This is a genomic window from Salinicola sp. MH3R3-1, assembly GCF_001937155.1.
Lineage (GTDB): Bacteria > Pseudomonadota > Gammaproteobacteria > Pseudomonadales > Halomonadaceae > Salinicola > Salinicola halophyticus.
The window spans coordinates 67,260-90,415 of the sequence record NZ_MSDP01000030.1 but is presented as its reverse complement, the minus strand read 5'-3'; the positions used below and the strand labels follow the sequence as shown (position 1 = coordinate 90,415).

Annotated in this window: 25 protein-coding genes and 1 pseudogene; 25 read left to right on the top strand and 1 reads right to left on the bottom strand. The window is 62.0% G+C overall.

What is annotated here, in order from left to right; all coding sequences use genetic code 11:
* A pseudogene (locus tag BTW08_RS19405) lies at positions 1-541 on the bottom strand (transposase); the annotation flags it as partial.
* A gap of 91 nt (positions 542-632) precedes the next feature.
* On the opposite strand from BTW08_RS19405, the gene BTW08_RS16385 reads away from it, so the two are divergent.
* The 25 genes from BTW08_RS16385 (at position 633) to BTW08_RS16265 (ending at position 23,132) form a co-directional block, all read left to right on the top strand.
* Positions 633-1,244, top strand: coding sequence for a hypothetical protein (locus BTW08_RS16385; protein ID WP_075563580.1), 612 nt, complete (start codon positions 633-635; stop codon positions 1,242-1,244).
* A gap of 147 nt (positions 1,245-1,391) precedes the next feature.
* Complete coding sequence (locus BTW08_RS16380; RefSeq protein ID WP_139313696.1) at positions 1,392-2,015, top strand: PilL N-terminal domain-containing protein; 624 nt, start codon at positions 1,392-1,394, stop codon at positions 2,013-2,015.
* Entirely contained in the window at positions 2,005-2,919 is a 915-nt protein-coding gene (locus BTW08_RS16375; protein ID WP_075563578.1) for a hypothetical protein, read from the top strand. Before BTW08_RS16380 ends, BTW08_RS16375 begins: the two co-directional genes overlap by 11 nt.
* 10 nt (positions 2,920-2,929) lie before the next feature.
* Positions 2,930-3,646 carry a TIGR03759 family integrating conjugative element protein gene (locus BTW08_RS16370; RefSeq protein WP_168170679.1) on the top strand — a complete coding sequence of 239 codons (717 nt, stop codon included), beginning with the start codon at positions 2,930-2,932 and terminating at the stop codon, positions 3,644-3,646.
* 3 nt (positions 3,647-3,649) lie between these two features.
* Positions 3,650-4,423: a hypothetical protein gene (locus BTW08_RS16365; RefSeq protein WP_075563577.1), complete on the top strand. Its 774-nt coding sequence runs from the start codon at positions 3,650-3,652 to the stop codon at positions 4,421-4,423.
* Positions 4,424-4,431: 8 nt separating this feature from the next.
* A complete protein-coding gene (locus BTW08_RS16360) occupies positions 4,432-5,004 on the top strand; it encodes an integrating conjugative element protein (RefSeq protein WP_075563576.1) in 573 nt (190 codons plus the stop codon).
* Positions 5,001-7,178: a type IV conjugative transfer system coupling protein TraD gene (gene traD, locus BTW08_RS16355; RefSeq protein ID WP_075563575.1), complete on the top strand. Its 2,178-nt coding sequence runs from the start codon at positions 5,001-5,003 to the stop codon at positions 7,176-7,178. Before BTW08_RS16360 ends, traD begins: the two co-directional genes overlap by 4 nt.
* Complete coding sequence (locus tag BTW08_RS16350) at positions 7,165-7,869, top strand: TIGR03747 family integrating conjugative element membrane protein (RefSeq protein ID WP_075563574.1); 705 nt, start codon at positions 7,165-7,167, stop codon at positions 7,867-7,869. The genes traD and BTW08_RS16350 overlap by 14 nt, the downstream gene beginning before the upstream one ends.
* Positions 7,870-8,031: 162 nt before the next feature.
* Positions 8,032-8,385 (top strand): RAQPRD family integrative conjugative element protein, encoded by a 354-nt coding sequence (locus BTW08_RS16345; RefSeq protein ID WP_075563573.1) that lies wholly within the window; start codon positions 8,032-8,034, stop codon positions 8,383-8,385.
* Positions 8,385-8,603 (top strand): TIGR03758 family integrating conjugative element protein, encoded by a 219-nt coding sequence (locus BTW08_RS16340; RefSeq protein ID WP_075563572.1) that lies wholly within the window; start codon positions 8,385-8,387, stop codon positions 8,601-8,603. Before BTW08_RS16345 ends, BTW08_RS16340 begins: the two co-directional genes overlap by 1 nt.
* A 92-nt stretch (positions 8,604-8,695) precedes the next feature.
* Complete coding sequence (locus BTW08_RS16335; protein ID WP_075563571.1) at positions 8,696-9,070, top strand: TIGR03745 family integrating conjugative element membrane protein; 375 nt, start codon at positions 8,696-8,698, stop codon at positions 9,068-9,070.
* A 9-nt stretch (positions 9,071-9,079) separates the two neighbouring features.
* Positions 9,080-9,457 carry a TIGR03750 family conjugal transfer protein gene (locus BTW08_RS16330; protein ID WP_075563570.1) on the top strand — a complete coding sequence of 126 codons (378 nt, stop codon included), beginning with the start codon at positions 9,080-9,082 and terminating at the stop codon, positions 9,455-9,457.
* Complete coding sequence (locus BTW08_RS16325; RefSeq protein ID WP_075563569.1) at positions 9,454-10,107, top strand: PFL_4703 family integrating conjugative element protein; 654 nt, start codon at positions 9,454-9,456, stop codon at positions 10,105-10,107. Before BTW08_RS16330 ends, BTW08_RS16325 begins: the two co-directional genes overlap by 4 nt.
* Positions 10,104-10,961 (top strand): TIGR03749 family integrating conjugative element protein, encoded by an 858-nt coding sequence (locus BTW08_RS16320; RefSeq protein ID WP_075563568.1) that lies wholly within the window; start codon positions 10,104-10,106, stop codon positions 10,959-10,961. The genes BTW08_RS16325 and BTW08_RS16320 overlap by 4 nt, the downstream gene beginning before the upstream one ends.
* 2 nt (positions 10,962-10,963) lie before the next feature.
* Complete coding sequence (locus BTW08_RS16315; protein ID WP_075563587.1) at positions 10,964-12,466, top strand: TIGR03752 family integrating conjugative element protein; 1,503 nt, start codon at positions 10,964-10,966, stop codon at positions 12,464-12,466.
* Positions 12,467-12,476: 10 nt separating this feature from the next.
* The gene (locus tag BTW08_RS16310) at positions 12,477-12,923 is read left to right on the top strand and encodes a TIGR03751 family conjugal transfer lipoprotein (RefSeq protein WP_075563567.1); all 447 of its coding nucleotides are present in this window, start codon (positions 12,477-12,479) and stop codon (positions 12,921-12,923) included.
* On the top strand, positions 12,923-15,886 hold the full coding sequence (locus BTW08_RS16305; RefSeq protein WP_075563566.1) for a conjugative transfer ATPase: 2,964 nt from the start codon (positions 12,923-12,925) through the stop codon (positions 15,884-15,886). The genes BTW08_RS16310 and BTW08_RS16305 overlap by 1 nt, the downstream gene beginning before the upstream one ends.
* Positions 15,879-16,433 carry a DUF2726 domain-containing protein gene (locus BTW08_RS16300; RefSeq protein WP_075563565.1) on the top strand — a complete coding sequence of 185 codons (555 nt, stop codon included), beginning with the start codon at positions 15,879-15,881 and terminating at the stop codon, positions 16,431-16,433. Before BTW08_RS16305 ends, BTW08_RS16300 begins: the two co-directional genes overlap by 8 nt.
* Positions 16,403-17,065 (top strand): hypothetical protein, encoded by a 663-nt coding sequence (locus BTW08_RS16295; protein ID WP_075563564.1) that lies wholly within the window; start codon positions 16,403-16,405, stop codon positions 17,063-17,065. The genes BTW08_RS16300 and BTW08_RS16295 overlap by 31 nt, the downstream gene beginning before the upstream one ends.
* On the top strand, positions 17,062-17,835 hold the full coding sequence (locus BTW08_RS16290) for a DsbC family protein (RefSeq protein WP_168170677.1): 774 nt from the start codon (positions 17,062-17,064) through the stop codon (positions 17,833-17,835). The genes BTW08_RS16295 and BTW08_RS16290 overlap by 4 nt, the downstream gene beginning before the upstream one ends.
* A gap of 590 nt (positions 17,836-18,425) precedes the next feature.
* Entirely contained in the window at positions 18,426-18,854 is a 429-nt protein-coding gene (locus tag BTW08_RS16285) for a TIGR03757 family integrating conjugative element protein (protein WP_075563562.1), read from the top strand.
* The gene (locus BTW08_RS16280; protein ID WP_246837777.1) at positions 18,851-19,804 is read left to right on the top strand and encodes a TIGR03756 family integrating conjugative element protein; all 954 of its coding nucleotides are present in this window, start codon (positions 18,851-18,853) and stop codon (positions 19,802-19,804) included. Before BTW08_RS16285 ends, BTW08_RS16280 begins: the two co-directional genes overlap by 4 nt.
* Positions 19,805-19,807: 3 nt before the next feature.
* The gene (locus tag BTW08_RS16275; protein WP_075563561.1) at positions 19,808-21,235 is read left to right on the top strand and encodes a hypothetical protein; all 1,428 of its coding nucleotides are present in this window, start codon (positions 19,808-19,810) and stop codon (positions 21,233-21,235) included.
* A complete protein-coding gene (locus tag BTW08_RS19170; protein WP_075563560.1) occupies positions 21,235-21,612 on the top strand; it encodes a hypothetical protein in 378 nt (125 codons plus the stop codon). The genes BTW08_RS16275 and BTW08_RS19170 overlap by 1 nt, the downstream gene beginning before the upstream one ends.
* Positions 21,609-23,132 carry a conjugal transfer protein TraG N-terminal domain-containing protein gene (locus BTW08_RS16265; protein ID WP_075563559.1) on the top strand — a complete coding sequence of 508 codons (1,524 nt, stop codon included), beginning with the start codon at positions 21,609-21,611 and terminating at the stop codon, positions 23,130-23,132. The genes BTW08_RS19170 and BTW08_RS16265 overlap by 4 nt, the downstream gene beginning before the upstream one ends.
* Positions 23,133-23,156: the final 24 nt, after the last annotated feature.

The following is a 23,156-nucleotide window of genomic DNA, read 5'->3' as shown; positions in this document are numbered from 1 at the left end:
CGAATCTTGAAACGCCCCATGTTGAGTCCTGCTTCCCGCATCTGCAGCATGATCGTCCGGCTGCCGGCGGAGCGCCGGCTTTGGTTGAACAGCTCAGCGACTGTCGCGCGCAACGCCAGCCGCTCGACATCGATCCGGGACCGCTGATGGCGATGTTCGTAATAGCTCGAACGCGCGATATCGAAGGCGCTACAGACCATTTCTACAGGCTCCTGCTCACTCAACTGGTCTATCAGCGCGTACGATCGAGATCGTCCGACATCAAGAGAGCGGTAGCCTTTTTTAGTATCGCTTTCTCCCGTTCCAGCCGGTTGATGCGGCTCTCGAGTTCCTGGATTCGCTGCTGCTCGGGCGTCAATGCTTTTGACTTGGGCGTGACGCCACCGCGCTCAGCGCGTAACTGATCAATCCAGCGTCTCAAAGGCGTTTCACCGACATCGACGGCGCGAGCGGCTTGGGCTACGGAGTGGCCTTGATCAAGTACGAGCCCGGCGGCTTCCCGTTTGAACTCGGTGGAGAATGAACGACGTTGTCTGGCCATGGATCACCTGTAATTTGGTGGTGACGATACCACCTAAATGGGTGTCCGGTTTTAGTGAACCACTACAGTCAACATCGACAGGCTATGCGAGATGCTCAATCTGGACGGTGTCGTTGATCATCAGGATGATCGCGACGTTCTGATCCGGCGCTTTCGCGCCGAGTTGTCGAGATCGGACTGGGATTCGGATACAGCGGCCAACCTGGCAACGACATTGGCCGATGCGGGTTGGCCGATATTCCTGCCTCAGGACGAGGGCTGGACGCTGGATGTTGTGAATGGTGCCTACACTGTCCTGGCGTGTGTTGAAGGACCCTTTCGATCCGATGCCAAGGCAGTAGCCTTTATTGGGCGACGCTTCGCCAGCGGAAGCCGATGGCACGGACAGGTGCTGGATACCATTGGTATGACGGCTTGTGGGCATGGTATGCCGTTGATGCGAATCCTTGGCTACGGCCCCAACGCTGTCGACGTAGTGGTCTGTAGCGAGCTTCGCCCAGATGACTGTCTCGAGATCGGCTATCGCCTGCATCCTTTTGAGTCGGCCAGCTGGTCGATCTTCCGTCGCGACACCGATAACGGTGAAGCAAGGTGGATCGCCGATCAGCCTGACCAGCAGGGAGCATTGCGATATTGTGCTGAGAGATTAAGCGTGACATTTAACGATGAGATCGTGAAGTCGTTTTCCACCTACTTCCAGTGATTCACTCCAAACGCCCCTCGGGGCGTTTTTTTGGGACTGCAAAAGCCCTGCTGGTGCAATTAACATTTTCCGTCGCGAGTGCGAGTGGCCTTCGGCACGGTGAACCTGATCACGACCATTCAGGTTCCCCGCGCGAGGCAAAACTCGATGTATCCCTTCCACAAAACCCGTTTCGTTCCCTTAGTATTCTTGATTGCGCTGCTTGCCGGTTGCGCGCATCAGCAACCATCCCCGCAGCCAAGCGAGAGTGAGCGCCTGGCAGCCTACTATCCCGACGCCGAGAAGATGGCCCTTGCGGGAAGCGAGGAAGGGCCTCATGCCCGCGTCGTGGCCACCGGTCTGGATCAGCCCGCCTACGATGTCGAACCCGATGTCTACCGCGATCGCGATGTGTCACGAGTCGAGGTGATGCGAGGCGGGCGCTACGCCTTGGTTACGGCCAACGCCACGTTGCAGGAGCGCAACCTCCTCGAGCAGACCGTCAATGTCTCGATCCCTGCCTCCATGAGCCCATCAGTGGAGGATGGCTTGCGCTACACCCTGCAGCACACCGGTTACAGCCTCTGTGCGCCACAGGGCGAGCCGCAGCAGCTGCTCTACAGTCGACCATTGCCGGCGGCGCACTTCCGTCTGGAGCCGATGCCGCTTCGCGAGGCCTTGCAGGTTCTCGCCGGTAGTGCGTTCGAAGTCCAGGCCGACCCCATTGCGCGAACCATCTGCTACCAGGTACGGGATCAGCGACTGATCGAGGAGGCTGGTCATGACGGATGATCGCCAGAGGCCCGTCGATCCCGGTGAGCCGGAGCAGGATCCTCGATCGGAAGCGCCAGTCGATTCGGATACCGGAGGCACCCTGCGTCGTGAACCGTCGTTCTCTCATCACGATGAGCCTGCAGAGCCGGATCCCGATGACTCACAGCGTCAGGGGAGAAGCGACGATGAGCCCGATTACATCCCCTACGTAGAGAGCCGCCGGCGTTGGAGCCCGCTGCGATTGACGCTTCTGGGGCTCGGCGTCCTCGCTGTCCTGGGGGTGATCTATTTCGTTCTATTTGCCGGCTCCGAGCCGAAGGGGCCAACGCTGGAATCTCGATTGCAGTCCCAGCAGCAGGTCATCGATCAGCTGCGCGTGCGCATCGAGGAGCTGCAGAGCGGGCAGGACGAGCGTCGCAGTCAGGCCGAGGGTAACAGCAACCGCCTTGGCGAAATCGCCTCACGCCTCGACGATCTCGAGGCGCGTCGCCAGACATCTCCGCTGCAGGCGCTGCCCGAGCATGTTCAGGCGCTTTCCGATCGGGTCGATGAGCTGTCCAGCTCCGTGGACGTGCGATTCAGTGCCACGCAGGAGAAGGAGCAGTCGCTCGAGGCGTCAATCGAGGAGGTGCGCAAGCTCCGCGCGAGTCAAAAGACTGCCGCCCAGCAAAGTCAGCCCAGCCGTCAACGCCAGACCCGTCGCGCGCCCGAGCCGCCGTCACCGCCATTTTCGGTGTCGGGCGTCGAGTTGCGCGGTGGGCGCAGCTATCTCGCGGTGGCGTCTGGCAACGCGGGTCGCTTGAGCGATCTGCGTCTTGTTGGCGAGGGGCAGAACATCGGGTCTTGGCATCTGTCATCGATCGATGGCCATTCGGCAGCGTTCACCATCGACGGCCAGACCGTGGTCGTTCCGGTTCCTTGAGGAGAGTCCCATGACGATGATACGTGACCGACGCCTGGGCATCGCGCTCCTGCTGTTCGCTGCCTTGCCGGTCTGGGCACAAGAGGGGCAGGAGAGCGAGTCGACACGCATCGACCAGACCCAGGTTGAGCAGAGCAGCCAGCGGGCTGCCGAAGCCTGGGGCCTGAACCAGCAGGAGTATCAACGCTACGAGTCGATCACGGAGGGGCCGCGTGGCACCTGGTCCCCCAATCTGGATCCACTGACCGCGCTGGGCCTGGAAGCGCGTAGCCAGGCCGAGCGCCAGAAGTACGCCGAGAAGCTCGTCGAGACCGAGCGTGCCCGCGTCGAAGCGGAACTCGCATTCCAGCGCGCCTACGACGCCGCCTGGCAGCGGCTCTATCCCAACGACATGCCGGTCAACTCGTTCACCACGAAAGGGGGCGAGGACGCGACCCAATCGGTATTCGGTAGCAACCCGTCGGTATCCAGCCAGCGTTTGAATGTGGTGGTGGCCACCGAAGGATGTGACCAGTGCGAGGCGACCGTGAAGCGCCTGTTGAGCAGCGGTGCGGCCATGGACATCTGGGTCGTGGATTCCAACGGCAACGATGACCGCATTCGCAGCTGGGCGACCGAGGTGGGTATTCCTTCGGCTTCGGTTAGGGCTGGCACGATCACGCTCAACCATGGCGGCTCGCTGAACGTCGACAGCAGCGAGCTGCCGCGCGTCGCGCCGAGGGGCTGATCGATGATTCCTCGGACGTTGAAAGCAGCCACCATCGGGTTGGGCGCGGTGCTGGTCGCCGGGATCGCGCACGCCAGGCAACCCGATATTCCGTCAGCCTACGTGGTCGCTGCCGAGGACCATGGCGTGCCGCCTGCGGTACTGTACGCAGTGGCCAGCGCCGAGTCTGTTGTCAGTCTCGACGCCGGGCGTCGACCCTGGCCCTGGACGTTGAACGTCGCTGGAGAATCGATGCGCTTCGGCGATCGAACCTCCGCATGCCAGGCGTTGACTGACGCGCTCAAGACAACGCAGATCGTCGACGTGGGGATCGCGCAGCTGAACGTGCGCTGGCAGCCGCAGTTATTCGGCGCTGGTCAGCGCTTCTCGGATCCCTGCGAGGGGCTCGATCCCTACGCCAATCTGGATGAGGCGGCGGCGCTGATTCGTCGCCACTTCGATGACGCTGGCGATTGGTTGATCGCAGCCGGGCGCTATCACCGTCCGGCAGGCGGTCGCCCTGCCGAGCGTTACCGAGCCGTGGTCAGTCAGGAGCTGGCTCGGCTCGGCACATCCCCCACTCTTGAGATGGGCTCGCCGGCGCGGATGGCAGCACGCCAGACATCCGCTTCGAAGCGACCACATCGACCTGCGCTAGCGTCAGTGGAGAGTGGCAGCCCTTCCGCGGCGGATGAGGCGCTGACCTGGGTGACCCCTGGCCCACGCACTCCTGATACCGACGTCACCTGGGTAACGCCTGAGCAGCGGCCCTGGATGGCCGATGTCGCAACTCGATAGGAGATCCGATGAAACGATCACGTTGCCTCAGCCTGATATTGGTAGGTTCGATGGCGCTGCTGTCGGCATCTGCACTTGCTCAGACTTCCATCGAACGCCCACCGGGGCTGCCTCAGCTGACGGTGGTCGCCGATCACGGCGGCGAGCTGGCTCGACCTTACTACGTGGCCATCAAAGGGGCGGGCGTTGATGAGGAGGAAGGCTACTCTCCGCAGCTGGGTGGCGAGGCGCGTCCTGCCCGGCCCTTTGGAGAACAGGACATGCTGCCGCTCGAGAGCGAGCAGTTGACGCCCGGCACCGTCACGCCGCGTCAGCTGGATCTTCCCGGCGGATTTACGCCGATCTTCCTGATTGGCGATGACGATCTGTCCCGGCAGTGGCTCGTCCAGCGTGGCGACATCCTGCGCGAGATGAATGCGGTGGGGCTGGTCGTGCAGGCAGCCGATGAGTCGTCCCTGCAGGCACTTCGCAACGCAACCCGGGGGCTCGAACTTCGTCCCGTCTCAGGCGACGGACTGGCCGAACGACTAGGCCTTCGACACTACCCCGCGTTGATCAGTCAGCGGGGTATTGAGCAATGAGCAGCAACCATCCTCTCGAATCCCTCCTGCGACCCGCAGTCGAGCTATACACCGTCTGGATCTGCGCCGGCTGCGTTGTCCTGTGTCTTTGGGCACCCTGGTCGCTGGCACTGGCGCCCAGTGTTGGTATCACCACGGCAGCGGGCTTTTCGGCGTTCGGCGCCTGGCGCTTTCGCCAGGCATGGGTGGTGCTGCGCTATCGCCGTAACATGCGCCGTCTGCCGCGCTTCGCGTTGCCGGCGCGCAAGGTGCCATTGAGCCGGCGGAGCTTGTGGCTGGGCAAGGGCTTCAAATGGGATGCCCAGCACACCCAGCGCCTGCACGAAGCGGCTCAGCCCGCCGCCAAGGGCTATGTCCAGCCGAGTCCGTGGTATCAGCGCGCCCGTCGTCTCGAGCAGTCGATGGAGGGTGGGGCGGTTGGCCGACATATCGCCGCGCTGTTGCGCTGGGATTCGATGCTCAATCCGGTGAGGCCGCTACCGCCAGTAGGCGGGCGTCCGGCGCTGCATGCCGTCGAGTGGCGAGAGCACGACGTCTGGATGCCGCTGGGTGAGCGGGTGGGTCACACACTGGTCGAGGGAACGACTCGCGTGGGCAAGACACGTCTGGCCGAGATCCTGATCACCCAGGACATCCGGCGTGGCGACATCACGATCTGCTTCGACCCCAAGGGGGATGCGGATCTGATGATGCGCATGTACGCCGAGGCTCAGAAGGCTGGACGGGGTGACGAGTTTTACATCTTCCATCTGGGCTGGCCGGACGTCTCGTGCCGCTACAACGCCGTGGGGCGCTTTTCGCGGCTATCCGAGGTTTCAACCCGCGTGACCGGACAGCTCTCCGGCGAGGGCAACTCTGCCGCGTTTCGCCAGTTCGCCTGGCGTTTCGTCAACATCGTGGCACGCGCCCGGCACGCCCTCGGTGAGCGGCCGAGCTACGGCCAGATCCTGGCTGATGTGGTGAACATCGATGCGCTCTTGATGCAGTACGTTCAGCAGATGCTGGAGCAGCAGCTTCCAGGTTCGAACCAACAGATCACCGACATCGAGGGGAAGACCAACGACAAGAACACGCCGCGTAACCTGCAGGGACGCCACAAGCGTGTGGTAGCGATCGTTCAGTACCTGCAACAGCCCGACGTCATCGAATCGCTGAGCGATCCCGTGCTCGATGGATTGCTCTCCGCCGTGCGTTACGACAAGACCTACTTCGACAAGATCGTGGCGTCGCTTCTGCCTCTTCTCGAGAAACTGACCAGCGGCAAGATCGCCGAGCTTCTGAGCCCGGACTACGACGACATCGAGGACGAGCGCCCGATCATCGATTGGCAGCAAATCATTCGCAAGAAGGGGGTGGTCTATGTCGGCCTCGACGCGCTGAGCGATTTTGAGGTCGCCCAGGCGGTGGGTAATTCGATGTTCGCCGACATCGTGTCGGTCGCCGGTCACATCTACAAGTTCGGGTCCGAGGATGGTCTTCCCGGGGAGGGGGGCAGCCAGAAACTGCCGATCAACCTGCACTGCGACGAATTCAACGAACTGATGGGCGACGAGTTTATCCCGCTGATCAACAAGGGCGGTGGTGCCGGCATCCAGGTGACGGCCTACACCCAGACACTCTCGGACATCGAGGCGCGGATCGGCTCCACGGCGAAGGCCGGCCAGGTGGTGGGCAACTTCAACAACCTGATCATGTTGAGGGTGCGCGAGGAGCGCACCGCGCGATTGCTGACCGATCAGTTGGCCAAGGTGAACGTCTCGACCCGGCTGATGGTGTCGATGGCCAGCGACAACGCCGACGTGAACAGCGACCAGGACTTCAGCTCTTCGGCAGGTGACCGCATCGGCACCGAGTCCGTGGAGATGCTGACGCCCAACGATGTCATCAATCTGCCCAAGGGGCAGGCCTTCGCGCTGCTCGAGGGCGGCCAGCTCTGGAAGATACGCATGCCGCTACCGTTGCCGGACAAGACCGAGGACGTGCCGAAGGACGTGGCCGACATCGCGGGTCGCATGCGGGCGAAATACGCCACGGGCGATCAGTGGTGGACGGGCGTCATGCCGCCGCCGATCCATATGGATTTCAGCAATCCGCCGAGTCTGCATGAGCCGCTCGAGCGTGATGCCACCGTGGTGGATGGCGGAGCCGGGGAGGTGAGTCATGGCGAGGGATGAGGCACCGGCTCAGCGCGCCGAGAAAAAGCGTAGTGGTCTGGTCGGCACACTACTGAAGCTACCGTTCACGCTGATATGGATCGTGTTGATCTCGATCATCTGCAGCGTGCTGATCGAGTGGGTCGGTATCTATTTCGACTGGTTCGGTCAGTCAGGCTCCGACCACGCACACCAGACTATGCTCGCCGAGATGGGCTATCTGGATAGCCAGTTCTCCCAGTCGCTGCTGGTGTCGTCCCCGGTCGAGTTCGCCACGATGATCGTAGACACCTGCTATGAATGGTTATTCGTGAAATCCGGCATCGCAGGCTGGGTTGAGCAGGGAGCCGATGCCGTGGGTTGGGCGGGGACGCTGAAAACTTACCTGCAGGCGGCCATGTTCGTGACTCTGATGACCCTCACGCGCTGCGTCATTCTGATTCTGACATCGCCGTTGTTCATCATGGCCGCGTTGGTGGGCTTCATCGATGGGCTGGTGAGTCGCGATCTGCGGCGCTTCGGGGCAGGGCGCGAGTCGGCGTTCATCTATCACCACGCCAAGCGCATGGTGACACCGATATTCCTGACCGGCTGGTTGATCTACCTGTCGCTACCGTTTTCGATCCACCCAAACCTGTTTTTGCTCCCCGGCGCCCTGCTGTTTGGGCTGATGATTGCCATCGCGACCTCGAGCTTCAAAAAGTACCTCTGAACCAATAACCCTCGTTCATCGCCCGACGCCACCTGGGTGGATCGGGCGCCTCTTGCGCCTTCAAGAATACCCCGCTGTTTCGCTTAACGTTTTGAGCTGATCCCCGAGTGAGTTGCCTCGACCATGAACCCATGTCGTCACCACTCACGACGGGACTCAACCATGACGGTGCGCCAACGCTTTTCCTTTCCCACGCTGTTCACGAGCCTCCTGTTCGCCAGCAGCTACAGCTTCGTGTGTCCTGCGCAAGCGGGTGACATCGATGAGATCCAGCGCCGGGACCTGGCACTGATCCAGACCCAAATCGAGCAGATCAAAGTCGTGGTCGACCGCATCGATGCAAGGCAGCAGAACGCGGATCCCGAATCCACGCGGATCTACTTCGACATCCCACGTCTACGTAGTGACCTGCAGTCCATCACCGGTGGTATCGATGATTACCTCGCGCCCGATCGTCTATTGCCTCGGCAGCTCAGGCCGCTCGACGGCGACTACCTCGATGATCGGGGGCAGTAGTGGAGGCGTTCGAGGCGGGAGCTGGCTTGGGCGGGCAAGAGCTTTCCTGGCTTATCGCTGGCGTGGGCTGCAGCGCCGCGATGTTGCTCGTTATCTGGATTTTGATGTCGGCGTATCGGGGGTGGGTCCGGGGCCGTGTCGACGGCGACATCTTGTCCGCCGTGGCCCTCAAATCGCTGGTTCTGGTGCTGCTGTTTTTCTGGTTGTTCCTGTCCTGACAGGAGCGACTCGAAGATCCCCCAAGGGGGATAGGAAGAGCCCATGTGGGTAGGTCGTAACGGGCAATCAATCATCTCAAGAGGAAGCCATCATGTCACTGCAATCACTGTTTCAACGTCTCTGCGGTGGATTCAACCGCAACTGCCAGAAACTCGCCGTGTTGGCCAGCACGGCGGTGCCGGGTCTCGCACTGGCCGATCTCCCTGCGCTCGAGGAGCCGACGCAGGGCAGTGGCGGGATTCGCTCCACCGCCCAGGGCTATATGTACGACGGCTTCGTTCTCGGAGGTCTACTGTTGTGCACCGCCGCTTTCATCTGGGTCGGCATCGGCTGTTTGGCGTCGTTCAACGAAGGGCGACAGCGCGGTGAGTGGACCAAATTCGGCGTGACCGCCTTCATCGGCGTCGTGCTGATCCTGGTCATCATCTGGCTGAGCACTGAAGCCGCACCGATCCTGGCTCAGTGAGGGTGTGTCATGGCAAGCATCGATTTCCTGCCGAAACGGATTAACGACGCCCCGGTGGTTTTTCGGGGCATGACGTTAAGGGAAGTCTGCATCATGGCGGTGATGGGCTTCGTCGGCGGCATGCTTCCGGGCATCGTCCTGGCGTTCGTGTTCGGGATGCCTGCCATGGCACCTACCGTTGCCGTGGCGGTCATGGCACTCGCCCTGGTCGTCGGCGGCACCGTCATGCGTCGGCTACGACGTGGCCGTCCTCCTTCACTGCTCTATCGCCAGATCCTGTATCGATTCGCCGTCTACGGCATCAACCTCGGCGGAGAAACGCTCATCACTCGCTCAAGCCCCTATCGCCTTGGGCGTGAGCCCCGAAGTCAAGGAGAACTGCGATGAGTCGCCTACGTAACGCACTGGGGGCACGTGACGCCCACATCACCACGCTGCGCGGCATCATCATCGTTTTGGTCTCGCTTTCCGCCGGGCTGGGCTTCGGTTGGTACAGCGCCCCCAAGGATCTGACCATCTCGATTCCACCGGATTTGCGCACGGGCTCGACTCAGAAGTGGTGGGAAAAGCCCCCCTCCGCCGTCTATGCCTTCACCACTTACGTCTGGCAGCAGATCAACCGCTGGCCGTCCAATGGTGAGGCGGATTACAAGCGCAACCTCTACGCCTACTCACCGTTCTTGACGCCCTCCTGCCAGGCCGAGCTCGAAGAAGACTATCGCTATCGCAAGCAGCGCAACGAGCTGGATCAACGGGAGCGGAGCGTCTTCGAAATTCCCGGTCGTGGTTTCAGTAACGAGCAGTCAGGACCTGGCTCAGTGGAAGTCGTCTCTCGGGATCAATGGATCGTGAACCTGGATCTCGCCGTCAAGGAAACCTACGCCGGCACGCCCGTGCGCGACGTCTACATGCGCTTTCCCATCAGAGTCGTACGTGCCGAGGGCGATCCGCAGAACAACAAGTGGGGCATGCAGATCGACTGCCTTGCCCGCCCGGCCCAGCGACTGGAAATCCCACAGCAGGAGGGTGAGTCATGAATCGCCTCAAGGCGTCATTGTTGAGAGGCGGCCTGTGCGCCTCGCTGTTGAGTGTGGCGCTCCAGGCCCATGCCGTGGAGATTCTGCACTGGGACCGCAAGCCCCTCGACGTCGACCTGCCGGTCGGTACCGAGAGAGTCATCGTGCTCGATCGCAACGTGCGTGTGGGTCTTCCGCGTGAAATCGCCGATCCCGACACGCTGCGTGTCCAGAGCGCGGGTGGGGCGATCTACCTCAAGGCCGGTCAGGCGTTCGATACCCAACGTGTGCGGATTCAGGACGTCGAGACCAATGAAGTCGTGCTGTTCGATCTCACCGCGAAGGAAAGCGGGGCGAGCGACGAGGACATCAAGGTGGTTTTCCCGGATGACCACGCCGGGGCTGCCACGGGTAGCGCTGAGGCTGCACCCGATAACGAGGGGGACGAGCGTGATCGCAACGAACCGTCTGCGGTTGGGACGCCCGTGCCGGTCGTGTTGACCCGTTTCGCTGCCCAGTCACTCTACGCGCCGACGCGAACGATCGAGCCTGTGAGGGGCCTCAACCGGGTCGCGATGCAACTGCCGGATAGCATGCCGTCACTGTTGCCCTCCCTACCGGTCACAGCGACACCGGTGGCCGCATGGAAACTCGATGGCTGGACCGTAACAGCGGTGAAACTCACCAACCGAGATCCCGCGCGGACCTTCGAGCTGGATCCGCGCTGGCTGCAGGGCGACCTCTACAGCGCCACCTTCATGCACCCCTTGCTGGGTCGTCGAGGCAGTGTGGCGGATACCACCACCGTCTTCATCGTGACCAATGGCCTGTCCCTGGCAAAGGCACTGCCGCTGTCGCAGGGAGGTGACTCATGAAACTGCAGGGCAACGCACTTCTCAAGGTTGGGGTGCCCGTGCTGGTTTTCGGGATGATCATCATCGTCATCAAGAGCTGTAGCAGTGGCGGTGATGACGCGGGGCAACATCAACAGCAGGCTGCACAGGACGATACCCGAACGCTGTCTCAGGACGAGATGGATGCCCTCGGTATCAGTGGTGACTCGTCACAAGACACCGTAGCCACCCTGGTGGGCAAGATGAATGCCTGGGAGCGTCAGCGACAACGTGACCAAGAGCGAATGGAGAACCTGGTCAAGGAGAACAATCGTCTCGCCGAGCGTGCTTCCAACGTCGACCGATCGGTGAATGAGGCGATTCAGCAGGAGCGTGAGCGCCAACAGCAGGCGCGTGAGCGCAGTGAGCAATCGTTGCTGTCCCGCTTCGAGAACCGGCTCAATCGATTGGTACCTCCGGACGACAACGGCAGCAGTAATGATGGCCAGTCCAGTAATGACGACATGCCGATTGGCCTGGGTCTCGAGGGCGGCGGGGATCCATCGGGTAGCGACTCGGGCGGCGGCAATCTCGCCTGGGTCGAGCCGATGGATCAACGTCAGGAGGAAGGGGGCTCGAGTCGTAGCGGTCGCGAAGATGGTCCTGCGTTCCCGACCTCGTTCAAGGCCGCCGCTGACACGGCGGGGGATATGGCTTCTCGGGCATCGAGTGCGGCGGAGTCGCGGGTAACCGGCGAGCCCGACGCCTCGACCGTGGAGCCGGTCTATACGATTCCGGAGAACTCGACCCTGATGGGCTCGCTCGCCATGACGGCGCTGCTTGGTCGGGTGCCGGTCGATGGCACCGTCAACGATCCGTATCCCTTCAAGGTGATGATCGGCAAGGACAACCTGACAGCCAACGGCATCGAGCTGCCGGAAGTGAAGGCTGCCGTCGCCAGCGGTACGGCGACCGGCGACTGGACCCTCTCCTGCGTGCGCGGGAACATCACCAGCCTCACCTTTGTCTTCGAGGACGGCACGATCCGCACCGTGCCGACACCGGATGACGTCAACCAGAACGGTGGCGACGGTAACGGCAGCAACAACCAGAACCAGTCCATTGGCGGTGGCAATGCCATCGGCTGGATCAGCGACCAGGCGGGCCTGCCCTGCATCGGTGGCATGCGGCGCAGCAATGCGCAGCAGTATCTCGGCACCCAGGGCCTGTTGACGGCCGCCGGCGCCGGCGCGGCGACGATGCTCTCCGATGATGACTCGACGTCGATCACGTCGCTGGGTAGCGACGGCTCGATCTCACAGGCCATGAGCGGCAACCAGGCCGTGGGTCAGATCCTGAGTCAGGGCGTCAACGACATGAGCGAATGGGTCAACAAGCTCTATGGCGAGGCCTTCGCGGCGGTCTACGTACCGCCGGGTCAAAACGTGTCCATCCACATCAACAAGCAGCTGCCGATCGATTACGAGACCGAAGGGAGGAAGGTGCGCTATGACACGTCAACCGCAACCACAGTCGGGCTCGACTGAGTATCGCGCGATGTCGCGTACTGCGATCGCTACCCTGGCCCTGATCGGTCTCGGTCTGCTCTCAGGCTGTGCGACCTCCAAGGATGAGTTGATGCCGACCAATGGCGTGACGATGCAAGAGCTGTGGGAGCAAGGATCCAGCGAACAGAGTGGTTCGGCATCAACTGACAGTACCGGCCAGCAGGCGATCGAGGCGGCCCGGGGATCGCTGCGCCGTCCGATCACGGCGGGCGATATGGTGGATGAGCGCACGCGCTACACCCGAGAGGCGGCCAACGAGATCCATAGCCAGTTCTCGCGTCTGCCCAATCCGGATCTCGTGATCTACATCTATCCGCACCTGGCCGGCGATCAGAGCGTGCCGGTACCGGGCTATTCGACGGTCTTTCCGCTGTATCAGAAGCCGCAGTATGCGATGCCGGGAGAGGGCGCGCGGCCGCCGGGGAGAACGCGCTGATGTCAGCATTCGACGCCTTCATGAATCGGCTGTTTGCTTCCAAGGGGAAGCAGGACGCTGTGATAGAGAATCAGGATGGGGCGGAGGCGCGTGAGGGGCGGCAGGAAGCGCTCAACGAGCAGGGGCTACTGACTGATGAAACCGGTCGGCCCATGCCGTTGCCTCGCGGCAAAATGCCCAGCCTCGGCGACATTCGACGTCAGTATGAGCGCGCGCCATCCTTCGCCAGTCGACTGCCCTGGTCGGAGTATCTGCCCGAATCGGGCTGTTTCCTGCTCGAGGACGGGGTGTCGCTGGGAATCGTCGCCGAGGTCACGCCAGCGCCTTCGGAAGGGCGCTCACTCGAGGCGCTGGAAGCGGTGCGCGATCAGGTCGAAGCGGCACTGCAGGACAGTCTGCCGGAGCTGGATGCCAATCAGTGGGTGGTGCAGCTCTACACCAAGGACGACACCGATCCTCGAGAAGACCTGCAGCGCATCCGTGGCTCAATCCCGGAGGATCTTAGGGATACCCAGTACACGAAGGCATGGCTTGCGAGCATGGAGTCGCATTTCAAAGCCATCTCTCGTCCTGACGGCCTGTTCGAGGATGACATCATCACCCAGACCGCCTGGCGGGGTCAGACCCGGCGCACGCGGCTGGTGCTGTATCGCTGGGCCAGCCGGAAGAACAAGGCAAAACTCGGTGAGCAGCGATCGCGACTCTCGCCGGAGGCACTGCTCAACCACGTCTACGGCAAGCTGGAGTCGAAGCTGGCCAGCGCCGGACTGCCGGTGCGACGCTATGACGGTCGTGATTTCCACCGGTGGATGATGCCGCGCTTCAACCCGCGCCCGGCTTTCTCCCCGGACGACCCCCAACGTTTCTACGACGTGTTCGACTATCCGGGTGACGATCCCGACGTCCAGCTCTGGTCCTACGACCTGGCCGAGGGAATGCTGGCAAGCTCCCCTCGGGCGAATGCGGAATCCGGGCTCTGGTATTTCGACGGTGAGCCGCAGCGCGTCATCCCGGTCGAGGAGTTGCGCAAGGTGCCCAAGGTCGGCCACCTGACCGCCGAGATTTCGCGCGGCCAGACCTCGATCCGAAACGCCACGTTCGACGTACTGCCGCTGGGCGTCGAGGCGTGCATGACGATCGTGGCCATCCCCCAGGAGCCGCTCGAGGGTCATATCGATCAGCTGGCCAAGAAGGCGGTCGGCGATAGCGTACTGGCGGTGAACGTGCGTGATGACTGTGAGCAGGCGCGTAAGTATCTTGGCAAGGATCACAAGATGTACCAGTCAGCGCTGGCGTTCTTCGTCAGCGGCCGCGACGAGGCCGATCTGGATCGGCGCGTCATGGATTTGACCACCCAGCTCAGCACCGCCGACCTCAAACCCGTTGAGCCCGAAAACGAGGTCGCCGCGCTCAATACCTATCTGCGCTGGCTGCCGATGAACTTCGATCCCGAGATCGACCGCAACAACCGCTGGTACACCCGATTCAACTTCGTCCAGCACCTGGCCAACCTGGCGCCGCTCTACGGGCGTGCCAGGGGCACTGGGCATCCCGGCATTAGCTTCTTCAATCGCGGGGGTGAGTCACTGACGTTCGATCCGCTCGACAAGCTCGACCGCAAACAGAACGCTCACATGTTCGTGTTCGGCCCGACCGGCGCCGGCAAGTCGGCAACCCTCAACTCGATGCTGGGACAGGTGGTGGCGATGCGCCGGCCACGTCTGTTCATCATCGAGAAGGGCAACAGCTTCGGCCTGCTGGCCGACTATTTCGAGCGGATGGGGCTGTCGGTCAACAAGGTCAAGCTCGCCCCGGGGGCGAATGCCAAGCTCCCCCCCTTCGCCGACGCTCATCGCCTGCTCGATCCCGAAATGCGCGAGCGCCGCGTGGTGCGCGATCGCCAGGACTATGGCGAGTCTCCAGACGACCCAGCCGCGACACCGGAGGATCTGCTCGAGGCGATCGGCACGGATGAGTCCGACGAGGAGGACGTCGAACGCGACCTATTGGGCGAGATGGAGATGATGGCGCGCCTGATGATCACCGGCGGTGATCCCAAGGAGGAGGCCGACTATCGTCGAGCCGATAATCGCATGGTGCGCGATGCCGTGATGATCGCCGCTGAGAAGTCCTTCGAGGAGGGACGTCAGTGCCTCTCCGAGGACGTTCGCCAGGCGTTCTACACGCTCTCTCGGGACGAAAAGCTGCCCGAGGGTCGCCGGAACCGCGCCTACATGATGGGCGAGGGGATCGGCATGTTCTGCGACGGCTTCGACGGACAGGTCTTCAACCAGCCCGGGGAAGCCTGGCCGGAGTGTGACGTCACCATCATCGACCTGGCGCACTACGCCAACCCCGGTTACGAGGCACAACTGGCCCTGTCGGTGATGTCGATCACCAACATGATCACCACCATGGCCGAGCGCGATCAGTACAGCGGCCGTCCCATCATCCAGGTCATCGACGAGTGCCACCTGTTGACGGCGAACCCCCTGCTCGCGCCGTTTCTCGTTGGCGTGGCCAAGATGGGGCGCAAGCTCAACCACTGGCTCTGGCTGGCGACCCAGAACGTCAGGGACTTCCCCGACGTCTCAGCCAAGATGCTCAACATGATGGAGTGGTGGTTGCTGCTCAACATGCCACCCAACGAGATCGCCGAGGTCAGCCGATTCAAGACCCTGACCGACGATCAACGTCTACTGATCGAGTCCGCGACCAAGGCATCGGGCAAGTACACCGAAGGCGTGGTGCTGGGCGGCCGGCTTCAGTCGCTATTTCGTGTCGTGCCGCCCAGTCTCTATCTGTCTCTCGCCGGCACTGAGCCGGAGGAGAAAGCGGAACGGGCCGCGATCATGCGCGAGCACGGCTGCACCGAACTCGATGCGGCCATCAAGGTTGCCGAGAAATTGGATCGGCTTCGTGGGCTGGAGATGGCGGCTTCGGGAGAGTCCACGCATGGCTGAGATGTTGGTCCTCATCACGGCGGCGCTGGTGATCGTCGTCTTCACGCTATGGCAGCTCAAACGGCTGGTATCCGGCGGACGTCGTTATCCCTACATCCCGCAGGAGCGGCTCAACACCCCAACCGAGCAGGGGTTCTATGCCGCCGTCCAGCGGGCCGCCGGATCGACAGCGTTGATTGCTTGCAAAGTCCGGATCGCCGACGTGCTGCAGGTGCGCTTTCGCAAACGCCATCGCCGCGATCAGCGGTGGTGGCGCTACTTCCGCCTGATCAGCGCCAAGCATGTCGATCTCGTGCTATGCGAGCCTCGCGGTGGGCGGATTCTCGCTGCGATCGAACTCGATGATCGCAGTCATCGCCGTCGTGATCGTAAGCGACGTGACCGTTTCGTTGACGACGCCTTCGCGTCGGCGGGCGTGCCGCTGTTGCGTTTCCCGGCCAGCGGTCGCTATGACGCGCGGGAGATTCAGGAGCGCCTGATGCCTTACCTCACGACCCCGAAAGAAGGATCGGTTACATGCCACAACTCCAGATCGACGACGCGGTGAGCACGATGAAGCTCGACGCGAGAGCGCGCACGCTGCATCTACTCCCGGTCCTGCAGGTCGATCCCTTCGATGGTGTCGCGCTCGAGGACATCACCCTGTCGGTATCGGCGAGCTGGCTCGACACTCCCGTCATCCCTGCGTCGGGCTGGACCCTTCGTCAGCCGTACCCCAATCGACTTTATTTCGTGGGGGGCTCCGACGACTGCCACCTGGGTCACTTCGTCTCGCTGCCAGAGGGGCAGCAGGCTGGCGAAGTCACCTTCCACTGGACCGTGGACGTCTCGGCGTTGCCGCCCGGTCACTTCCAGATCACGCACCGGCTCGACCTAGTGTTCGAGCAGGGGAGTGGAAACACCTGGTCGATGGACGTCGCCAACTGGTGGGCGCAGAGCGAATTCGCCACTGAGGGACACGCCACGCCCGAGATCGGGCGCAATCGGTTCTCTCGTCTCAAGCGGCAGGGGTTTTCGCCGAGCCGGCGCGCCCACGTCAGCGAAGCATTGCGGGATGGCTGTCGCTACCTGGATATCCACGAGTCACTCGAACTGCCGGCGATCACCCTGGGGGATTGCTGGACCATCGATACCTACGGCGGAGACACCGTCCATGAATGCCTGGAGGCGCTGCGATGAAAGCTCCCAACCTGCTTTGCGCTGTTGGTCTGACCCTAATGATGCCGGTATCGGCGCAAGCCACCGGTATTCCGGTTCCTGATGTGCCGGACACGACACCTCCCGCTGCGCTGCAAGACCTGACAATCAATGGCCAGCCCGTGACGACGGACTCCGTCCGGCGGGTCGCTCTGCAGGGACCGATCTACGAGGTGCGGCTGCGAAACGGTGACACTTTCTACAGCGACGCTAAGGGTCGTCACATGGTCGTGGGGAGTCTTTACGACAACGGCCCCGACGGACTCATCAACGTCACCGAGCAGCACGACCGTCAGGATCGGCTGGACCAGCTGAGTGTTATTCCGGAAGGAGGCACGGTGGAATATCCCGCCCAGGGCGAGGAGATCGGACGCATCACCGTTTTCACCGATACGACCTGTCCCTACTGCCAGAAGCTGCATCAGGAGATCGATCAGCTGACACAAGCCGGTATTGCCGTGCGTTATATCCCGTTCCCACGCGCCGGTACTCACTCACTGGCGGCCAACCACCTCGCCCAAGTGCTGTGCTCCCAGTCGCCGAATGAGGCAATGACAAGGGCCTTCCGTGGCGATCCGCTACAGGTCACGCCCGTCGACAGCTGCCGGTCTGCCGTCGAGGATGGCTTTGCGCTGGGACAGCAATTTGGGGTCCAAGGCACGCCTTCCATTGTCCTCCCCGATGGCGAGATGGGCGAGGGCTACGTGCCCGCGAAGCGACTTCTTCAGGGTGTCAAAGAATCAATACACTGATGCATGGCACCTGAAAGAATTACAGCAATGTTTTTAGATTTATTACTGTCATTGAAAGGTTTACAAGCATTACCGTCTGGGATAGGAAAAAGATCAGCGCTCCTAATAGAATGTATCTTTTTTCTTTCGAAAGAGCTTTGAAGAATTCAACAACCCATCTTGGCGATCTAGGCCCGCGTGCGCTGTGGAAAGGTGTGATGGAATCTGGTGTGGGATTTCGGATGACTTTATTAAGAAATTGCAGATGATTCAAGATCATTGCAAAAAGTATTGTAAATAGAAACGCTGCAGCGGGAATGGTTACTATGAAATTAAAGGGCCTTGTAACTGCGACTAGAGCCAGTGCTAGTAGAATCGAAGTTGTGAGAAAGTTGCTCAAGAATGGGAGCAACGAGTTGGTAAGGCCCTCGTGATCAAAGTGATCAAGGAATTTTTTTACCATTGATGTTTCCTCGTCTATTTAAGACTGGGTTTTGTTGAGACAGGGAGTCTGGGCTGAAAACCCTATCCGATCGACTTAACATTCTCTACTGCCTGCCAGCCTCCCACCCGGTACACCTGTGTGCTGATACCGCCGTGGGAGCCCATTTATGTCCTCCTTTCCTCAGCTGCGGCCACTTGCCGTGGTGTCATCGCTTTGCCTTCTGGTCTGGAGCCATGCTGCCTTTGCCGGCGTCGAGGTGTTCACGACCGCCGGCGAGCCAGTCGTCAACGCGCCGGCATCCGCCGCCGTCGTCGAGATGGATGCACCGGCCCGACTCGATGCCCGGATCTCGCAGGATCTTCCCGCTGACCCGTCACGCGCGAAGCAGGCGCTGCAATCACGCATGAGCGACCCCGAGTGGCAGCGGACGCTTGAAGACTATGGCCGTCTCTATCAGGGCCTTGCGCGCGCCTGGATGCTGGGCATCGAGAAAGTGCCGGCGGTTGTCGTCGACAGCCAGTACGTGGTTTACGGCGAGCCGGACGTCGGACGCGCGCTCGAGGAGATCGAGCAGGCGAGGGGAGGCCAACCATGATGCGTTCTCTCACCACATTGCCTGTCGTCGTTGCCTTTGCGCTGCTCATCGGGCTGGCCAGCATGACGAGCGCCCCTCGAGCGCAAGCGATTACCACGCCGGAGATCCTGCAATCGTCGATGAGCCCGCAATGCCTCGACTACCAGGTTGTCGGCGTGTGTGCCTGGCTCTACTGCACTGCTTGGGGGTGTACGGTTCGCACCTCGGTCCGCGTGAAACACTACATCCCCGAGCTGGTTGTGAGTGCCTACGAGAACACCGGCGACAATCCCTGGACCGAGATCGCGATGCTGTCGCCACCGACGGGCGACGCCCTGGGCGGTGGATCCGCCCGGGAGTCGGTCGCGCAGCAGCACTCGAATACGCACTTCAAGAACGTCGATGCGATCGGTCATCCCTCGGAGCTGTTCTATCAGTTCGCCAGCGGCTTCGGCTGGTTCTGTGAAAGCAACTCGCAACCGCTGATGCCGTACTTCATCTCCACGCTCGATGCGTTGGCCTGGCGTTCGGGCGTGCCGGAGATGGCCTACCCCGAGGCGCTAACACCGGGCATGAGGGAGATGGGCAGCGTGGGCGATCTCTGGAGCCCGATCTATCCGCGCAGCGGCTTCGTTTCCCAGACCCATGATTACAAGGTCGCCGCATCGGCGGCGCAGCGTGCTGCCGATGTGGTGACGCGCAGCGGTCAGCCTCACGTCTATCAGCCACTGATCGCCCGTAACTCGCCGAATAGCGGCATCTGGGGGCCGGGTCCGGTCCTGGAAGGCGATGCCGAGACCCATGAGTGGCAGGAACTGGCCCCCAACATGCGTATGTCCTGCTCCACCTTCCCCGATGGAGGCGAGAACGATCAGCTTCAGGATCCGGGCGACTACGCCTGGGCGCTGTGGCGGCCCTATCGCTGCTGCAAGAAGCGGTGCCAGGAACTGCTGTACTTCACCGGAGAGTAAGCCATGAAACGAACCCTACTTCCGCTGACCCTCTCGGTGGCTCTCGCAACACCACTGCTGGCTCAGGCGCAGTCCGCGGACAGCCTCTATTACGACATCGGTGGTGCCGCCCCCTTTGGGGCCTCGGCGGGGCTGGGCCATGGTCCCAGAGCGCAGGGACTCGGCGTCAGCTGGGACGTCAATGCCACCTGCGGCAACTTCGACGTGGGATCGACGGTGAGCAATCAGCTCAACGGTGTCACCAACGGCTTCCAGAACATAATGGGGAGCGTGGTTTCCAATGCCACCGGCGCGGTGGCCAGCCTGCCTGCGATGATCATCCAGCGCTCCAACCCCGCGCTTTACGACTTGATCACCAATGGTGTCATGCAAGGTCGGCTCGACTTCGACAAGTCAAAGCTCTCCTGCCAGCGCATGTCCGAGCAACTGGCCGATGCCACGGTCGGTGGCCAGATGCAGCAAGCTGCGATGGCCGAGAACTGGCAGGACATCGCGGCCGGCAACACCGATGCCGTCGCAGCCCAGGAGGCAGCCGAGGCGCAGGCCGGCAACGCCGGCCGGACCTGGGTGGGTGGGCAAAAGCGAGGGGGGAGCGGACAGCCGCCCATGCGGGTCGTTGAGGATACCGCCAAGGCGGGCTACAACCTCCTGTATGGCCGTACCGATCCGATGACTGACGAGTCGGTTTCCGGTGGGGGCGATGGTTGGGGATCGATCGCGACCTCGAGCGGGGATTGGGTCGGCGGTGGCGGTATCGCCGGTGGTAATGGCGGTTCAGGCGGTAGCGGTAACGACTGTCAGGGTGGCATGTGTACCGTTTGGGGATCGCCCTCCGATGCCGCCGAGTGGACCAAGAAAATCGTCGGCGATACCGAGCTGCGTTCCTGCGACGGCTGCGAGAAATCGGAAACCATTGCTGGTACCGGGCTGATCCGCGAACTCGAGGACGAGCAGCGCGATATTCACGAGACGCTGGTCGGCATGCTCAATGGTGGCGAGATCACCCAGTCGAAGCTCAACGACGTCTCCGCTGGCAATGGCCTGGCTGTCTCGCGCGGCGTGATCGAGGCCATGCGTAGCGATCCCCAGGGGGCGCTGCTCACCCAGCGCCTGGCCAGCGAGATGGCACTAGCTCGTACCCTGACCAAGGCCATGTGGGCGCGACGCGCGCTGATTGCGGGATCCAGCGATCCCGGGATCGAAGGCAATCCCGAGGGCATGACCGCGCTGGACCGCAAGGTCGATGCCTTCAACCGCGATATCGAACTGCTGCAGAGCGAGATGGAGATCCGCAAATCGCTGTCGAGCAACGCGGCCATGCAGGCACTTCGTCGCGCGGCCAATCGATCCATAGGATCCAGCCCGGACGAGACCACGCTTCCCGCACCGGTGCTCGACGAGCGCGGCCGACCGCTACAGGGAGGTGAGTGATGCGCCCGAGAAGACTGATCGATCCTCGTCGGTGGCCATCCCCCGTGGCTTTCGTGGTCGCCCTGATCGGCGTATTCCTGCTCAGCGGCGTGGTCGTGTCGCTGGCCATTCAGCTGATGGGCAGTCGTGAAGCTTTCGCCGCAGCCAAGCAGGCCGCGCTGCCATGGCTGTTCCTGTGGCGCTGGGCATGCTACGCGGCGCTCATCCTGGCCTGGCTGAAACTTTGGAAGCCGCGTGTCCTGGCTCGTCTCGCCGAAGATCAAGATGGGGGCGATGCGGCGCGCGAGCAGCTCAAGCGCCTCGAAATCCTGACGCTGGCCGTGATGGCCGGTATCGAGCTATTCAACCTGCTCGACTGGCTGGGAGGTGGGTCATGAACGCGGAGCTGAACGTCAGCGACTACTTCGAGATGGTCATGCTGATGATCGGCTGGGTCGTGAACAACGCCCTGTGGTCATCGCTAATGCAGACTGGTCTGGCCCTGGTGCCGTTCGTTGCCCTGATCGCATCAGAGTGGTTCAAGGTGCGTCAGGAGGGGGAGGACGAAGGCAACAAAGGCGTGCTGCTGATTGCACGAATCGAGACCCGGCTCTACGCCATGGTCATCTGCTATGCCTTCACCTGCGTACCGATGATGAGCCTGTCGTTCAACCCGGTGAACGCCGTCGAGCGGACCAATGGCAGCGGCCAGTCTTGCAGTGTCGCCGTCATCGGCCAGGGGCAGTGGGGGAGCAATACTCTCAACTCGATCGACGGCCAGTCCGCCGAGATCCCTCTCTGGTGGGCGCTCGTGCATGCCGTCTCGAAGGGCGTGACCAACGTCGCCGTCTCGAGCATTCCCTGTAGTCCGGATCTGCAGGCCATTACCTCCGAGATCGATGCGCAGGAGATCACTGATCCTGGACTCAAGCGGGAACTGGGGGAGTTCCAGCAGCAGTGCTATGGTGCGGCCCGTAACCTGTTGTTTCAGCAGGGCGGCACGATCGAAGCGCTCGAGGGGCAGGACGTCGACTGGCTCGGCAGCGAGTTCTTTCTGGACACACCGGGCTACTACGATTCGTTCTACGCCGGCCGGCCGATCGCGGGGTTCCCCTACGATGCCAGTCGCGACCAGGCGCGTCCTGGTACCGGTCCCGGCCGTCCCGGGTATCCCAGCTGCCGGCAGTGGTGGGAATACAGTGAAAGCGGTCTTTACGCGCGCCTGCACGACCAGGTCGACCCGGGCATCTGGGACGGCGTCCGCTCGATCTTCTCGTCGACCGATGCCGAGGGGGAAGTCATCAGGCGGCTCATCAGCAACCGATCGGGATCCGCGAACGGTAACCAGGACATCGCCGTCACCGGCTATGGCAACCTGGATGGGACGAGCATCGAGGACGGCCTATCCATGGTCGCCGGTGGTGTGGGCGGCGCTATGGGCGCAGTGCTGGGCAAGGCCGGCATGGACATGCTCAAGCGCGCACTGCCGATGGTGCAGTGCATCCTGATCATGGCCGTGGTGGTCTGTCTGCCTTTCGTGATGACGATCTCGTGCTACTCGTTCAAGGTGGCTGGCACAGCGAGTTTCGGGCTGTTCGCGCTCTGGTTTCTGACCTTCTGGTGGGAGCTGGCACGCTGGATCAACGCGAATCTGATCAACCTGCTCTACAGCTCGGATGCCGCCAAGATGTCGTTCGTCGCAGCAGCGCAGAACGGCTATGACAAGCTGGTCCTGATCTTCGTCGAGTGGGCGACGTTCTTGATCTTGCCGGGGATCTGGGTTGCAGCGCTTGGCTGGGCGGGGATGAAAGTTGGTGAGGGAGTTGGTAAGTCACTAACCACTGGAACCGCTGGTGCGAAAGGCGCTGGAGACAAAGCGAGTAGCACTGCTGAGAAAGTTGCTACTAAAGGCCGTTGAGGTTACGGCTCTCTGACACAGCTT